Here is a 15,495-nt window from a genome sequence, read left to right on the forward strand (position 1 = left end):
AAGACCCGTAGGCCCGGTAAGCGTAGCGCCACCGGGCGAAACCTAATCTAATCGCCGTTTGGTTTTCATCCACGTCAGCCCGATAAACATCACCGCCGAGGCAATCAAAAACAGCAGATTCACAATCAGCACCACCGGGATATTGCCCGCCAGGAACAGGCTTTGCAGAGTGCTGACGAAATAGCGCGCCGGGATAATGTAGGTCGCCGCGCGGATCGCTGCGGGCATACTGTCGATCTGGAAAATAAACCCGGACAGCATAATCGACGGCAGGAAGGCGGCATTCAGCGCTACCTGGGCGGCGTTAAACTGGTTGCGGGTGACGGTGGAGATCAACAGCCCCATCCCCAGGGTACTGAGTAAGAACAGGCTGGTAATAATGAACAGCACCAGCAGCGAGCCGCGGTACGGCACCCCGAGGATGAAGACAGCAACAAGCATACAGAGCAGCATCGCCAGCATCCCGAGGAAGTAGTAGGGGATCAGCTTGCACAGCAGCAGCTCGGTGCGCGTCACTTCGGTGGAGAGCAGGGCCTCCATGGTGCCGCGCTCCCACTCGCGGGCGATCACCAGCGAGGTCAGAATCGCGCCGATCACCGTCATGATAATGGTCACCGCCCCGGGAATAATAAAGTGCTGACTGATGGCCGCCGGGTTAAACCAGTACCGGGTCTGGACGTCAATCAGCGGCTCGAACGTTTCACCCCGATCTTCCGCCCGCTGCATCTGCCACAGCTGCCAGATCCCCTCGGTGTAGCCCTGCACAAAGTTGGCGGTGTTCGGCTCGCTGCCGTCGGTGATCACCTGGATCGGGGCGGTGTCACCCGGGCGCGCCATGCGGGCCGCGAAATCCACCGGAATGACAATCAGGCCACGAATGCGCCCGGCCTGCATCATCTGGACCAGCTGCTGGCGGTTATCGCTGATGGTGGCGTCGATATAGGGCGAGCCGGTCATGGCGTGGGTGAAGTCGAGCGCCTCTTCACTGCGCTGCTCCAGCAGGATCCCCACCCGCAGCTTGCTGGAGTCGAGGTTAATCCCGTAGCCAAAGATAAACAGCAGCAGCAGGGGGATCACCACCGCAATCAGCCAGCTGCTCGGGTCGCGTACAATCTGTCGCGTCTCTTTGATGCACAGGGCGCGCACCCGACGCCAGGAGAGGGCGGTATCAGACATGGCCGTGCTCCTTATCCCAGTCGTTAATCAGGGTAATAAACGCCTGCTCCATGGTGGGGTCGGGCTGCTGCTCATCCGCCACCTGGGCTTTCAGATCGTCAGGCGTGCCGTGGGCGATCAACTTCCCGCGGTAGACCAGCCCGATGCGGTCGCAATACTCCGCCTCGTCCATAAAGTGGGTGGTGACCATCACGGTGACCCCTTTCTCCACCATGCTGTTGATATGCAGCCAGAACTCGCGGCGGGTGAGGGGATCGACCCCGGAGGTCGGTTCATCGAGAAACAGAATATCCGGCTCGTGCATCAGGGAGCAGGCCAGCGCCAGCCGCTGCTTAAACCCGAGCGGCAGCGCGTCGGTGGCCTGGCTGGCAACCTGGCGCAGGCCAAACGCCTCGCTCATGCGGTTGATTTTCTCGTCCTGCGCCCGTCCGCGCAGGCCGTAGACACCGGAGAAGAAGCGCAGGTTCTGCTCTACGGTCAGGTTGCCGTAGAGGGAGAATTTTTGCGCCATATAACCCAGATGCTGGCGCGCCTTGCCGGAGCTGACCTTTAAATCCATATCCAGCACCAGCGCCTTGCCGGCGGTAGGCACCAGCAGGCCGCACATCATTTTGAAGGTGGTGGATTTGCCCGCGCCGTTGGGGCCCAGCAGGCCAAAGATCTCCCCGCGTTTCACGGCAAAGTTCACGTCATCCGTCGCGGCAAAATCACCGAACTTTTTGGTCAGGGATTTGGCTTCAATCACCGTTTCGCCCGGCGTGCCCTCCACGGTATGCAGGATCGCCCCCAGCGGGGATTCCGCCGTGCCCGCGCCGCCGAGCAGATCGATAAAGGCATCTTCAAAGCGCGGGGCGGTCTCCTCGATGGTCAGATCCGGCAGATCCGCACTCTGGCGCAGATCGTCGGCGCTGGCCTCTTTTTTGAGGATCACCCGCACTGATTTCCCCTGGATCATGCCGTCGCTCACCTGGGGCAGCTTCAGCACCCGCTGCAGCAGGCGACGGTTGTTCTCATGGGGCGTGTGCAATAGCAGGCTGCGCCCGGTCATGCTCTGGGTCAGCTTAGTCGGATCGCCCTGATAGAGCAGCGCCCCTTCGTTCATCAGCAGTACGTCCCGGCACTGCTCCGCTTCGTCGAGGTACGAAGTGCTCCAGAGGATCAACATCCCGTCGCCCGCCAGCTCATGCACCATCTGCCACAGCTCGCGGCGGGAGATCGGGTCCACGCCAACGCCTGGCTCGTCCAGCAGCAGCACCTTCGGCTCCCCGACCAGGGTGCAGGCCAGCCCCAGCTTCTGCTTCATCCCGCCGGAGAGTTTGCCCGCCAGCCGGTCAGTGAAGGGGCCGAGGGAAGTAAATTCCAGCAGACGCTGGAAGGTTTTCTCCCGCGTCTCACCGGTGACGCTGCGCAGGTCGGCGTAGAGGGTCAGGTTTTCCATCACAGTCAGATCTTCATACAGCCCGAACTTCTGCGGCATGTAGCCCAGCATGGCGTGCAGGGCGCGATCGTCATTAATGGGGTCCAGTCCCAGGACGCTGGCGGTGCCTTCGTCCGGCTTCAGCAGCCCGGCGAGCATCCGCATCAGGGTGGTTTTACCCGCGCCGTCCGGGCCCACCAGCCCGGTGACGTAGCCTTTCTGCAGGGTGCAATCGAGCGGCGCGACGGCGGGCTTGTCCATCCCGGCAAAGCGTTTGACCAAGCCGGAGAGCTGGATCACCGCGTCATTCATGGCGTTGACCATCATCGAAGCTCACCGTCACCGGCATCCCCTGGCGCAGGGCATCATCGGCATCGTTGACGATAATGCGCAGGCGATAGACCAGGTCGGTACGCAGGTCCGGGGTTTCGACGGTTTTTGGCGTAAATTCGGCGGTTGGAGAGACAAAGCCGATTTTGCCGCGGTAAGGCTTGTCCGGGCGGCCGTCGGTGTAGAGCAGCACCTCGCGGCCCGGTTTTGCCTCCCCGAGACTGGCTTCATTAACATAGGCGCGTACCCACACCGGACGGGTTAACGACAGGGTCAGCACCGTGCTGCCGGCGTTCAGCATGCTGCCGGGCTCGACGGCGCGGGTCAGCAGGGTGCCGTTGGCCGGGGCCACCAGGGTGGTGTCGTGCAGATCCAGTTGTGCCTGGGCCAGCTGAGCCTGAGCCTGTTCGAGGCTGGCTTTGGTCTGGGCGATATCCTGCTCGCGGTTGCCGGAGCGGTACTGGCGCAGTTTGTCCTGAGAGGATTTCAGCGTCGCCAGAGCCTGGTCGCGCGCGGAGCGGGCGTTCTCCAGATCGTTGGCCGACACGGTGCGGCTTTTCCACAGCCCCTGCTGACGGTTAAAGAAGTTCTGCGCATAGTCGTAGGCGGCCTGCGCCTGCTTAACGGCGGCGGCGGCCTGGGCCACCTCTTCATCCCGGTAGCCCGCCTGCATAAGATCGTATTGCGCCTGAGCCACGGCTACCCCGGCCTGGGCCTGCAGCAGGGCGTTCTGATAAGGGGCTTTATCCAGCTCGCCCAGGGTCTGCCCGGCGGTAATGGCATCCCCTTCATCCACGGTTAACGACGCCAGCCGTCCGCCGACGCGAAAGCTCATGTTCACGGTGCGAATATCAACGTTGCCGTACAGGGTTAACGTTTTATCCTGCTGGCTCTGATACCACCACCAGCCACCGAATCCGGCGGCCAGCACCACTACTGCCAGAAGAATAACAACCGATTTTTTCATGACTCCAGGCTCCTTTGGGTTAAACCTTGCAGGATCAGATCAACGTGGCAGGTGATGACCTGGCTTATCTGCGCGGCTTTGTCCGCATCAAATTCGGTCCAGCCGGTACGTAATAAAATGGTTTCCCGCCCGAGACGAAAGGCGAGCACTTCGCCCAGCAGGGCATGGGTATGCAATATGGTCTGCGTGTCACTGGCATCGCGGCCGGTGTAGGCTGCCACCAGCCGGGTCAGATGGGTGTGCATCGGGGCGATAACCTGATCGTGCACCAGCTGATAAGCGGCAGAAGGCGAGAGTTGCTCCCGTGAGATAAACTTACTCAGGTTCAGCGTATCGTCATGGGTCAGGAGCTGAATCATGTTGTTGCAGGCGGTTAAGATCAGTTCGCGGATGGCAGTGCGATCCGGGGCAGGCTCGTCCAGCAGAGCGGTAGCCGCCTCCACATGGGGACGAAAGTGGGTGCCGATGAAATCCGCGATCCACTGGGCGCAGGCGAGGTAGAGATCCTCTTTCGAGCCAAAATAGTAGGTGATCGCGGCGATGTTCTGCCCCGCCTGAGCGGCAATGTCGCGGGTGGTGGCGTGCATCCCGTATTCGCCAAACTGCGCCAGCGCGGCGGCAATCAGCTGGCTTTTGGCCTGTTCGCCTTTGGTAGTGGTCGGGATCGGATTCATAGTGTCACTAAAAGTTAATCAATCGATTGATTAAGATTATGACTGTTTTTTGAGCTTGTCCAGTCCGCTTGTTCAATGTTGCGCCGGGCGGCACTGCATTTGCCCGGCCTACGTAATAGCGTGGATGCATCGGTTTACGGGATATTTTATGCGCCACATCACAAAAGCTGTTACACTCCGCTGCTTCGCGACACTGTGGTTTTTGTCCTTCTATTTGTCACTATCTCCCTGAAAACTACACCTGAAATGGTCGGGGCGGTTCGGAGTTTTTATGTCTTTTGATACCCTTGGCCTGAACCCGGAAATTCTGCGTGCTGTAGAAGAGCAGGGCTACCGCGAACCTACCCCAATTCAGCAGCAGGCCATTCCTGCCGTGCTGGCGGGTCGCGATCTGATGGCCAGTGCCCAGACCGGGACCGGTAAAACCGCTGGCTTTACCCTGCCGCTGCTGGAACGCCTGATTCAGAAAGAGTCGCACGCCAAAGGCCGTCGCCCGGTGCGCGCCCTGATCCTGACCCCGACCCGTGAACTGGCCGCCCAGGTGGGTGAGAACGTGCGTGAGTACAGCCGCTATCTCAACATCCGCTCGCTGGTGGTGTTCGGTGGGGTCAGCATTAACCCACAGATGATGAAACTGCGCAGCGGCGTGGACGTGCTCATCGCCACCCCTGGCCGTCTGCTCGATCTGGAACACCAGAACGCCGTCAAGCTCGACAGCGTGGAAATCCTGGTCCTCGACGAAGCTGACCGCATGCTCGACATGGGCTTCATCCACGATATTCGCCGCGTGCTGGCAAAACTGCCGGCCCGCCGTCAGAACCTGCTCTTCTCCGCCACCTTCTCTGACGAGATCAAAGGCTTGGCAGAAAAACTGCTGCACAACCCGTTGGAAGTGGAAGTCGCGCGTCGCAACACCGCCTCCGAGCAGGTGACCCAGAAAGTCCATATGGTGGACAAAAAGCGTAAGCGCGAGCTGCTGTCGCAGATGATTGGCGAGGGCAACTGGCAGCAGGTGCTGGTCTTCACCCGCACCAAGCACGGCGCGAACCACCTGGCGGAACAGCTGAACAAAGATGGGATCCGCAGCGCGGCGATCCACGGCAACAAGAGCCAGGGCGCACGTACCCGCGCGCTGGCAGACTTTAAATCCGGCGATATCCGCGTGCTGGTAGCGACCGACATCGCTGCACGTGGCCTCGACATCGAAGAGCTGCCGCACGTGGTCAACTACGAGCTGCCGAACGTGCCGGAAGATTACGTTCACCGTATCGGCCGTACCGGTCGCGCAGCGGCCACCGGCGAAGCGCTCTCCCTGGTCTGCGTGGATGAAATTAAACTTCTGCGTGACATCGAGCGTCTGCTGAAGAAAGAGATCCCACGCATTGCCCTCGAGGGTTATGACGTTGACCCATCAATCAAAGCCGAGCCGATCCAGAACGGTCGTCAGGGCGGCGGTCGTGGTCAGGGCGGTGGACGCGGGCAGGGCGGCGGCGGTCGTGGCCAGCAGCAGCCGCGCCGTAGCGAAGGCGGCGCGCCGAAAGCGGCCAGCAAGCCACCGCGCCGTGACGGTGACGCGAAACCGGCAGGGGAAGGCCAGCGCCGACGCCGTCCGCGCAAACCTGCCAGCGCACAGTAATCTGGAAGCCCGGTCGTAAAGCCGGGCTTTTCTTTTGCGGCCCGCTGAAGAAAGTGCCACAATAGTGGCTGTTTATACAGTATTTCAGGTTCATCATGGCTTTAACCGCCGCGCTGAAAGCGCAAATTGCCGCCTGGTATAAGGCGCTACAACAGCAGATCCCCGACTTTATTCCCCGCGCACCGCAACGGCAGATGATTGCCGATGTGGCGAAAACGCTCGCCGGTGATGAGGGCCGACATCTGGCAATTGAAGCCCCGACCGGGGTAGGTAAAACCTTGTCCTACCTGATCCCCGGCATCGCTATCGCCCGGGAAGAGCAAAAGACGCTGGTGGTCAGCACTGCCAACGTCGCCCTGCAGGATCAGATCTACAGTAAAGACCTGCCCCTGCTGCGCAAAATTATCCCCGAGCTACGCTTTACCGCCGCCTTCGGGCGCGGGCGCTACGTCTGTCCGCGCAACCTGGCTGCCTTGGCCAGCAGCGAACCGAACCAGCAGGATCTGCTGGCGTTTCTCGATGACGAACTGACTCCTAACAACAAGGCCGAGCAGGAGCAGTGCGCGAAGCTGAAGACCGATCTTGACGGCTACAAGTGGGACGGCCTGCGCGATCACACCGATCAGGCTATCGGCGATGACCTGTGGCGCAGGCTTAGCACCGACAAAGCCAGCTGCCTGAACCGCAACTGCCATTACTATCGCGAATGCCCGTTCTTTGTCGCCCGCCGCGAGATCCAGGAGGCCGAAGTGGTGGTCGCCAACCACGCGCTGGTGATGGCGGCGATGGAGAGCGAATCGGTACTGCCGGACCCGAAACACCTGCTGCTGGTGCTGGATGAAGGCCACCATCTGCCGGACGTCGCCCGCGACGCGCTGGAGATGAGCGCCGAGATCACCGCCCCCTGGTTCCGCCTGCAGCTGGATCTGTTCTGCAAGCTGGTCGCCACCTGCATGGATCAGTTCCGGCCGAAAACCATCCCGCCGCTGGCGGTCCCGGAGCGCCTCAGCGAGCACTGCGAAACCATCTACACCCACATCGCCTCGCTGAATAACATCCTCAATCTCTATCTCCCGGCCACCCAGGAGGCGGAGCACCGCTTTGAGATGGGCGAGCTGCCGGATGAGATCATGGCCATATGTCGCGAGCTGGCGCAGCTTATCGAGAAGCTGCGCGGGCTGGCGGAGCTGTTTTTAAACGATCTCAGTGAAAAAACCGGCACCCATGACGTGGTGCGCGTTCACCGGGTGCTGCTGCAGATGAACCGCGCCCTCGGCATGTTCGAAGGGCAGAGCAAGCTGTGGCGACTGGCGTCGATGGCTCAGGCCTCCGGCGCGCCGGTCACCAAGTGGGCGACCCGGGAGGTCAAAGAGAATCAGGTGCATCTCTTCTTCCACTGCGCGGGCATTCGCGTCAGCGATCAGCTGGAAAAACTGCTCTGGCGTAGCGTTCCGCATGTGGTGGTCACCTCCGCCACATTACGCTCGCTGAACAGCTTCTCGCGGCTGCAGGAGATGAGCGGCCTGAAGGAGAAAGCGGGGGATCGCTTTGTGGCCCTCGACTCGCCGTTCAACCACTGCGAGCAGGGCAAGCTGGTGATCCCGCGCATGCAGCATGAGCCGCTGATCGACAATGAAGAGAATCACCTTGCGGAGATGGCGGCCTATTTCCGCGAACAGCTCGAAAGCAAAAAATATCCCGGGATGCTGGTGCTGTTCGCCAGCGCCCGGGCGATGAATCTGTTTTTAACCTTTGTCACCGATCTGCGCCTGCTCCTGCTGGTGCAGGGAGATCAGCCTCGCTACCGGCTGGTGGAGCTGCACCGTAAACGGATAGAGAGTGGCGAGCGCAGCGTGCTGGTGGGGCTTCAGTCCTTTGCCGAAGGGCTGGATCTGAAAGGCGATTACCTGACCCAGGTACATATCCATAAGATTGCCTTCCCGCCTATCGACAGCCCGGTGGTGCTCACCGAGGGCGAATGGCTGAAAAGCCTGAATCGCTTCCCGTTTGAAGTACAGAGCCTGCCGGCGGCGTCGTTCAACCTCATCCAGCAGGTCGGGCGTCTGATCCGCAGCCACAGCTGCTGGGGCGAGGTGGTGATCTACGATAAACGCCTGCTGACCAAAAACTACGGCAAGCGCCTGCTGAATGCCCTGCCGATCTTTCCTATCGAGCAGCCCGCGGTGCCTGAGGTAAAAAAACGCCCGGCAAAACTCGCTGCCGGGCGTAAAAAAAGCATCCATGCTAAGAGGCGCGGTCCTACTGGTAAGTGAAGGTAAACTGCACCACGCTGGAGAACTGACCCGCGCTGACCGGGGTATGCGAGGCGTAATAGCGTGCCGCCATCGGGAAATCGGCAGTGTGGGTGACCGGGTCGATCACCGCATTGAAGCGTGATTCCGGGGCCAGGATGATCGAGTCGGTGCGGTCTGCCAGCTCCAGCGCCAGCCCTCTGGCCGTACCGGTATTAGCGAACTTGAACGGGTGAAGCGTGTCGCGCTGCCCCTCGAGGTTAATCGTCGCCAGGGTCAGGCTTTGCGGGCAGTGGGAGATGGTGATATCAAAATCCTTCCACACCCCGGTATCCCCCACCGCTTTAAAATCACTGGCCACCGCCTGGCCGAGATCGACCACTTTGTTCTGGCTGGTGCTGTCCACCTCGCAGGCGGTATCGTAGATATTGCCTTTGATGCTGAGGATCACGTCGGTGGCCGTCGCGGGCAGGCTGGCCAGCAGCACGATCAGGGCTACATATTTCATCGGGGATCTCACTGGTATTCAATGTCGATGGTGGCAAGGGTATTGGCTCGCCCGGCTGTCGCCTGAGCGCCCGTCTGGTAATACTGCACCTGGAAGGGCAGGTTGAACGGCTGGTTGGGCACGGTCTGGTCGCCAAAGGGGATCGGATAGTCGTAGCGCAGCATCACCCCGCCCACCAGCATTTTTACCCCGATACCGGTGGCGCTGTCGCTGCCCGGGGTCAGGTTCAGCACGTCATTGCCGTCCCCGAGCGAGGTGCTGCCGTTGACGCTGGTGACCCGGGCGGTCATGGTCACCGCGTCGGTACAGGTCGCCGTCAGGTTGAAGCTTTTCCAGTCGCTGGTGCTGCCGACGTGGGTAAAGAGGCTGACCGGGAAATCTCCCAGCATAATGACCAGACTTTTGGGATCGACTGAGCAGGTGGTGGCCTTCAGCGCCAGAGTGCCGCCGTAGCGCACGGCATTCAGCTCGCCGAGCTGCTGGTCCGGGTAGATCCCCAGCGACCAGATGCCGTTGTGCACTGTCGTCGACGCATGTTCTCCGGTAGTGCTGGCGGTTTTGATCAGCTGCATCGTCAGGGAGACATTAAAGCTGCCGGAGCCGTCACTGCTGACGTACCCCAGCGGCGTGCTGCGGCTGTCGCAGTGGGCGGCACGGCCGCGCACCGGCTGTCCGGCGCTGTTCAGCAGTTCAATACCTATCCCCTCGATACCGCTGCGATAAACCCCTGGCATCCCCGGCACTTCCTCGCCTTCGCCAAGATGGCAGGCGGTGATCGGTTTGCCGCTGTCGGCGGCATCACAGTGGCCTTGCACCCTGTGCGAGCGGACAGAGCCCGGGACGGCATTGCCTATCCCGAGGGTGGTGGGCACCGTCAGCGTCCCCGGCGTGGCGGTCCAGGGCAGATCGGATGTTGTGCAAGCCGCTTTCACCTGCGGCATAAACAGAAACAGGGCGGCAAACAGGGCCAGAACACAGCCGTAGCGGAAGGGTTTCATCTTTTCCTCGATGCCGTCAGGAGCACTGGGCGGTGACGCTAATCACCGGGTCAGCGGATCGGGACGGCAGTTGATAGTGGGCGGAGCAGTGCGCGCCCGCGCCTTTGCCCCAGCTGACGTTGACGCTGCCCCGGGCGTGCATCCCGGTCAGGTAGACCTGGCCGCCATCGCCAACGATAAATTCGCCGCTGTCATGGGCCGGGGCCGCGGTGGCGCCAAAGGGCACCGGACGACCGTCGGCGCGGGTAAGGGTCAGCAGCACCCGGCTGCCGACGCGGGTATCAAAGTGGGTTCGCACAATCGCCCCCCGGGTTGGAGTGATCACTTTGGCCGCCTGGCCGACGTCGGCCCCCGCCGGCAGGCTCTCGGTATTCAGCGCCACGGTGTTGTGATGGTACGGCGTAACGTAAGGCACAATGGCATAGCCGCGAAAATCGGTTTTGACCCCGGTCTGGTTGTCGATCCCGGTCCCGCTGGCTCCCGGTGCTTCCACCAGGGCGACGGTATCGCCCATTGGCAGGCCGAAGGTGACGCCGTGGGCGTGAGCAATCATGCTCCCCTGCACGGCGACATTGAGCTGGCGCTGCTGGTTATCCTGGGAATAGCCCGCGGTCATTTCGCCGTAGGTGGCTTTGTAATCGCTGTTCAGATTGGTGCTGTAGCCGGAAGCCTGGCTGTGGCCCTGCTGCACCCCCCAGCTGAGGTTATTGTCTGCCAGGGCGGTGCCGTTCAGGCCGACGCTCTGGCTGGTGTCATGCTTGCTGTTGTTAAGGGTGTAATTGACCCAGGTATTGCTCAGCCAGCGATCCAGCGGAACGGAGACGTTAAAGCCAAAGGTCTGCTCGTTCTCCCGCTGGTTATCCTCATCCTCATCCTGGGTGTTTTTGCTCAGGCCATAGTTGATGCCGTAGCTGATGCCGTGCCAGCTGCCGTTATAGCCGAGGCTCAGCGAGGTCATGCTCTGGTCGCTGTGCCAGTAATTCTCCTTCACCAGGCTTAAGGTCATCGACCCCAGGGAATCGCCCAGGGACTGATCGAGAGTCGCCTCCTGACGGTTGCGCCGCCTGTCGGCGGGCGTCCAGTCGTCATGGGTGTGGGAGTCAAACACATCCCCCATGGTGTTAAATCCGGCACTGTTGTAGCGATACCCGGCCACCGTAAAGTGGGTGCCGGTGGTGGCGAAATCTTTGCTGTAGCGCACCCGCCAGGCGCGGCCCCGGGTGGTTTTTTGCCCCTGCATCTGCGATTTCGCCGCGGTCATATCCACCGAAAACGCTCCCCAGTCGCCGATGTTTTTCCCGCTGCCGATTGCCAGAGCATCGTAATACTGGCTGGTCTGAATCCCGCCATAGGCGGTGATGTCCCAGGGCAGGCCGTAGATCCCGGTCCCCTGCAGGAACGGGGTTTGCTCCACGCTGTGGTCATAGCTGCGGTAGCGTCCGCCGGTCAGGCTGTATTTGAACCGGCCTTCACGCTGCAACACCGGGACCGAGGCGTAAGGCACCACGAAGTGCTGCTCGCTGCCGTCGGTCTCTTTGACGGTGACGTTCAGATCGCCGCTGCCGCCGGTAGGGTAGAGGTCGTTAATCTCGAACGCGCCGGGGGCGACGTAGTTCTGATAGATCACGTAGCCGTTCTGGCGCACCACCACCTCGGCGTTGCTGTGCGCCACGCCGCGAATGCGCGGGGCAAAGCCCTTCAGGCTGTCCGGCAGCATGTCGTCATCGGAGGCGATCTGCGCCCCGGTGAATGACAGGCCATCAAACACGTCGGAGGGAGTGGTGCTTTGTCCGAGGGTGACGACGCTGCCCAGCGACAGAATATTGCGCTGGGCGTAGCTGTAGACCGAGGAGAACTCGCGCTGGGTGGTGCGGTCGTCCTGAGTCTGGCTCCAGGTGGAGTAGTTGCGCAGGCGCCAGGCCCCGAGGTTCAGCCCCGGGCGCAGGTTCAGGTACTCATTGCGCTGGTGGCCACCCTCTTCACCCCGGCTGCGGCTGTCCCCGGCGGAGTAGCTGTAGTTCAGCAGGAAGGCATTAATGCCGTTGTCCATCTCCTCCGGCGCCACGTACCCGTGAGGCACCGGGGTGATGGCCGCCTGGGGGATACTCAGCAGCAGCTGCTGCTGGCCCGGACGGAAGGTGGCGCTGGCGGCAGGTAACCCAGAGAGATCGACACAGTCGTCATTCTTTGTGACGCTGAATTTATCGCTCTGGATACCCAGGCTTTTGAGGGTGTCTACTGACAGACAAGGTTGCAGGGTGGCCGTGCCGGTGGCCGACTGTTGCAGGCCAAAGGCGATCTTTCGGTTGGCCACTTTGTTGTTATTCACATAGACATCCACCTGATAACTCCCCGGCGCGATGCCCGGACCCTTCTCATACACCGAGAGGTCGGTTTTACCCTGCCCGGGGGTGTCGATGTCCAGCAGCGCCGGATTGAAATAATCCTCCGCCAGCACCTGCTGGACGCAAAAGCTCAGCGCCGCGCAGCCCAGCGCAATCAGCAGGCTGCGCGCGGTTTTACGCGGCGCTTTGGTGGAGTAGTCCCAGGCCATGGTTGACTTATTGCAATGGCGCAGACCAGGCGTGGCTCACCGCACCATAGTCGTTGATGATTTTCCAGGAAACCGTGCTCCCGGTGATGCCGCCCGGTACGGCAAAATGCGCGTCGCTGTCGGGTGCTACCCAGGTCACATTGCTGACTTTTTTGTCTCCGACGGTGATCGCCTGGAAGTTCATATAAAACGGCGTCGGGTTGCTCACCACCAGGGTATTACCCTGTTTATGCCAGCGTAATTTCTCCGCCACCTCATCCGGTTTGCCGCTAATTCCCGTCGGGCGATAGATCAGTTTGATCCGCGTCTTAATGGCGATTTGCAGGGTGTTATTGCTCTCGTCGTGGTTGGTTGACGGAATGGATTTGATATTCAGCCAGTAGAGCGATTCGCGATCGGTCGGCAGATTGCCCCCGGTTCGCACCACGCGCAGGATGTTGTCCTGTTTGCCGTCGAGGCGAAACAGCGGCGGGGTGATGAGAAACGGCGCGTTATCCCGCGCATTGTCGGCGCTCTCTACCCAGGACTGCACCAGGTAGTCGAGGTTATCCGGGTTGGAGAGCCCCAACGACGCTTCTTTTTTATCTCCCTGATAAATTAAACGGGTCCCTTCGATAATCACCCCGGCGTGAGCGGCGGTGGTCATGACTAACAGGGAGGCGATGAAAATAGATTTACGCATGGCGGGACTCTGAATAAAGCTGACGTCGCCTGGCCCTGCGGCCAGGCGACGCAGGATTAGTTGTACATGACGGTAAAGGTGGAGACGGCGTTAGCCGGGCCGGCGGTGATGGTGCTGCCGGTCTGGATATAGCGTGCGCCAAATACCAGGTCGTTAGTGGTGGTACCGGACTGCAGCGTATAGCTGGTGGAAGCGGTATACAGGCTCAGTGGATTTTCTGTTTTATCCAGCAGCTGAATACCAACACCGGTCGCCGCACCGGTACCCGGGGTGACGGCCAGTACGTTGGCATTGGTACCGTCCGCAGAACCACCAAAGGTGATTGCCGCGCTGGTGATGGTTTCCGGGCAGTCTTTCAGCTGGATATCAAAACGGGTGGTCGAGGTGGTGGAGCCTGAACCGGTAAAGGCCGTTTGCGAGACTTTACCCAGCGAGACATCCAGCGGGCTGCTGACGCCATTCACCACCTGGCAGGCGGAGTCGATGATTTCGCCGGTGAAATTAACTTGCCCCTCGCCGCTGTTCGCAGCCCAGGCAGAAACAGAACAACACAATGCAGTGGCAATAAAGGTGCCGGAGACAATTTTACGCATAATAATTCCTGAGTGAATTCCGGTGGTAATAACATCCGTTGTGATCGATTTTTGAAAAAAGCGGGGCGACTTTTATCCGGGGCTAATTTACGGAATAAATCGTTAATGGATAACTATTGACCGGGTCAATAGTGATTCCATTAACAGTTGAATTTTTATTTTTGCTTTATTTACAAGGGGATGGTGTTATCGCCGCCCGGCAGCGATAAGAGAAATGTCTGTCCGACGGCACCTCATCAACGCTATAGTGTTAATAAGATGTCACAAGGAGAAACAACGTGGATTATCGCAAAATTATCAAAGAGGTCGGGCGGGGGAAAAACCACGCGCGCGACCTGGATCAGGAGACCGCCCGGGCGCTCTATACCGCGATGCTTAACGGCGAAGTGCCGGAGCTGGAGATGGGCGGCATTCTGATTGCGCTGCGTATTAAGGGTGAAGGCGAAGCCGAAATGCGCGGCTTCTATGAGGCGATGCAGGCCCAAACCCTGCGCCTGACGCCGCCGGTGGCGAAGCCGATGCCGGTGGTGATCCCGAGCTATAACGGCGCGCGCAAGCAGGCCAACCTGACCCCGCTGCTGGCGATACTGCTGCAAAAGCTGGGGTTCCCGGTGGTGGTGCACGGCGTGAGTGAGGACCCCTCCCGCGTGCTGACCGAAACCATTTTCACCCTGCTGGGCATCGAGCCGACCCGCCACGGCGGTCAGGCCCAGGCGAAGCTCGACGGCCATCATCCGGTCTATATTCCGATCGGTACCCTGTGCCCGCCGCTGGAGAAACAGCTGGCGATGCGCTGGCGGATGGGGGTGCGTAACAGCGCCCATACCCTGGCCAAGCTGGCGACCCCCTTTGCGGAAGATGCTGCCCTGCGGCTCTCCAGCGTTTCGCACCCGGAATATGTCACCCGGGTGGCGACCTTTTTTGCCGATATCGGTGGCCGGGGGCTGTTGATGCACGGTACCGAAGGCGAGGTCTATGCCAACCCGCAGCGCTGTCCGCAGCAAACCCTGATCGATCCGACGGCGGGTACCCGGGTGGTGCTGGAGCGTGGGGAAGAGAACAGCGACGTCTCCCTGCCGCAGGCCAAAGATCCGGAAACCACCGCCCGCTGGATTGAGAGCTGCCTCGCCGGACGCGAAGCGGTACCGCACTCTCTGAAGCTGCAGATGGCCTGCTGCCTGCTGGCGACCGGTCAGGTTGAGACGGTCGACGCCGGGCTGGCGCGGGTTAATCAGAGTTTTTAGATAAAAAAAAGCCCGTCCAGCGATGGACGGGCCAAAAAAATAACAACAGGGTCAATGAGGGTTGGAGCAGCCCGCCAGCGAACTGGCGAGCGGGGCAGAGATAAGGGGCAGGTTATTTGTAGATAACCGCAGTACCGCTCAGTTTGTTATTGGTGTTAGCGGAGGTAATGGTGTAACCGGTCGCGCCAGCCTCTTCAGCTTTCGCCGCCAGGCGAGCTTCCAGACCGTCCAGCGTGGTCGCGCCTTCAGCACTCACCACACCGATTTTGTTCATGCTGTTTGCCTGGGCAGCGGTCAAAGATTCCGCAGCGAAAGCACCGAAAGAGAGGGTAGTCAGAGCAACAGCAGCAACAGCATATTTGATGGTTTTCATGGTTCGTATCTCGCAGGTTATTCTGTTAAGGGGACGTTGTTCCGTCGATGTGATAAGTATCACGCTTTTTTGCGAGAGATAAAATCGAAGA

13 protein-coding genes are annotated in these 15,495 nt (G+C 60.4%); 3 read left to right on the forward strand and 10 right to left on the reverse strand.

Annotated elements, in window-relative coordinates:
• Positions 1–42: 42 nt before the first annotated feature.
• Genes G7090_RS06875 through cecR form a run of 4 tightly spaced genes read right to left on the reverse strand, consistent with a single transcriptional unit; the run spans position 43 to position 4,564 of the window.
• Positions 43–1,176: an ABC transporter permease gene (locus G7090_RS06875; protein WP_106992432.1), complete on the reverse strand. Its 1,134-nt coding sequence runs from the start codon at positions 1,174–1,176 to the stop codon at positions 43–45.
• Positions 1,169–2,905: an ATP-binding cassette domain-containing protein gene (locus tag G7090_RS06880; RefSeq protein WP_166185132.1), complete on the reverse strand. Its 1,737-nt coding sequence runs from the start codon at positions 2,903–2,905 to the stop codon at positions 1,169–1,171. The genes G7090_RS06875 and G7090_RS06880 overlap by 8 nt, the downstream gene beginning before the upstream one ends.
• Positions 2,898–3,890, reverse strand: coding sequence for a secretion protein HlyD (hlyD, locus tag G7090_RS06885; RefSeq protein WP_166181911.1), 993 nt, complete (start codon positions 3,888–3,890; stop codon positions 2,898–2,900). The genes G7090_RS06880 and hlyD overlap by 8 nt, the downstream gene beginning before the upstream one ends.
• Positions 3,887–4,564, reverse strand: coding sequence for a transcriptional regulator CecR (cecR, locus tag G7090_RS06890; RefSeq protein ID WP_166181912.1), 678 nt, complete (start codon positions 4,562–4,564; stop codon positions 3,887–3,889). The genes hlyD and cecR overlap by 4 nt, the downstream gene beginning before the upstream one ends.
• A 271-nt stretch (positions 4,565–4,835) precedes the next feature.
• Between cecR and rhlE the strand changes: the two genes are divergently transcribed.
• Together rhlE and dinG are read left to right on the forward strand one after the other, a co-directional pair.
• Positions 4,836–6,200: an ATP-dependent RNA helicase RhlE gene (gene rhlE, locus G7090_RS06895; protein WP_106992435.1), complete on the forward strand. Its 1,365-nt coding sequence runs from the start codon at positions 4,836–4,838 to the stop codon at positions 6,198–6,200.
• A gap of 95 nt (positions 6,201–6,295) precedes the next feature.
• On the forward strand, positions 6,296–8,473 hold the full coding sequence (gene dinG / locus G7090_RS06900; protein WP_166181913.1) for an ATP-dependent DNA helicase DinG: 2,178 nt from the start codon (positions 6,296–6,298) through the stop codon (positions 8,471–8,473).
• On the opposite strand, the gene G7090_RS06905 is transcribed toward dinG, so the two are convergent.
• The 5 genes from G7090_RS06905 to G7090_RS06925 are packed head-to-tail and all read right to left on the reverse strand — an operon-like array spanning position 8,460 to position 13,787.
• The gene (locus tag G7090_RS06905; RefSeq protein ID WP_166181914.1) at positions 8,460–8,960 is read right to left on the reverse strand and encodes a fimbrial protein; all 501 of its coding nucleotides are present in this window, start codon (positions 8,958–8,960) and stop codon (positions 8,460–8,462) included. The two genes, dinG and G7090_RS06905, sit on opposite strands and share 14 nt — an antisense overlap.
• Before the next feature lie 8 nt (positions 8,961–8,968).
• On the reverse strand, positions 8,969–9,958 hold the full coding sequence (locus G7090_RS06910) for a fimbrial protein (protein WP_166181915.1): 990 nt from the start codon (positions 9,956–9,958) through the stop codon (positions 8,969–8,971).
• Positions 9,959–9,974: 16 nt separating this feature from the next.
• The gene (locus G7090_RS06915; protein WP_166181916.1) at positions 9,975–12,512 is read right to left on the reverse strand and encodes a fimbria/pilus outer membrane usher protein; all 2,538 of its coding nucleotides are present in this window, start codon (positions 12,510–12,512) and stop codon (positions 9,975–9,977) included.
• A gap of 7 nt (positions 12,513–12,519) precedes the next feature.
• Positions 12,520–13,194, reverse strand: a complete 675-nt coding sequence (locus G7090_RS06920) for a molecular chaperone (protein ID WP_166181917.1) — start codon at positions 13,192–13,194, stop codon at positions 12,520–12,522.
• 56 nt (positions 13,195–13,250) lie between these two features.
• Entirely contained in the window at positions 13,251–13,787 is a 537-nt protein-coding gene (locus tag G7090_RS06925) for a fimbrial protein (protein WP_166181918.1), read from the reverse strand.
• A gap of 278 nt (positions 13,788–14,065) precedes the next feature.
• Here G7090_RS06925 and ybiB point away from each other — a divergent pair, with 278 nt between their 5' ends.
• Positions 14,066–15,031, forward strand: coding sequence for a DNA-binding protein YbiB (gene ybiB / locus G7090_RS06930; protein ID WP_106992442.1), 966 nt, complete (start codon positions 14,066–14,068; stop codon positions 15,029–15,031).
• Positions 15,032–15,143: 112 nt separating this feature from the next.
• Here ybiB and ybiJ read toward each other — a convergent pair whose 3' ends face one another.
• Complete coding sequence (gene ybiJ, locus G7090_RS06935; protein ID WP_106992443.1) at positions 15,144–15,404, reverse strand: DUF1471 family protein YbiJ; 261 nt, start codon at positions 15,402–15,404, stop codon at positions 15,144–15,146.
• Positions 15,405–15,495: the final 91 nt, after the last annotated feature.

The sequence above is a fragment of the Leclercia sp. 29361 genome (genome assembly GCF_011290365.1).
In the GTDB taxonomy this organism is placed as follows: Bacteria; Pseudomonadota; Gammaproteobacteria; order Enterobacterales; family Enterobacteriaceae; genus Enterobacter; species Enterobacter tamurae.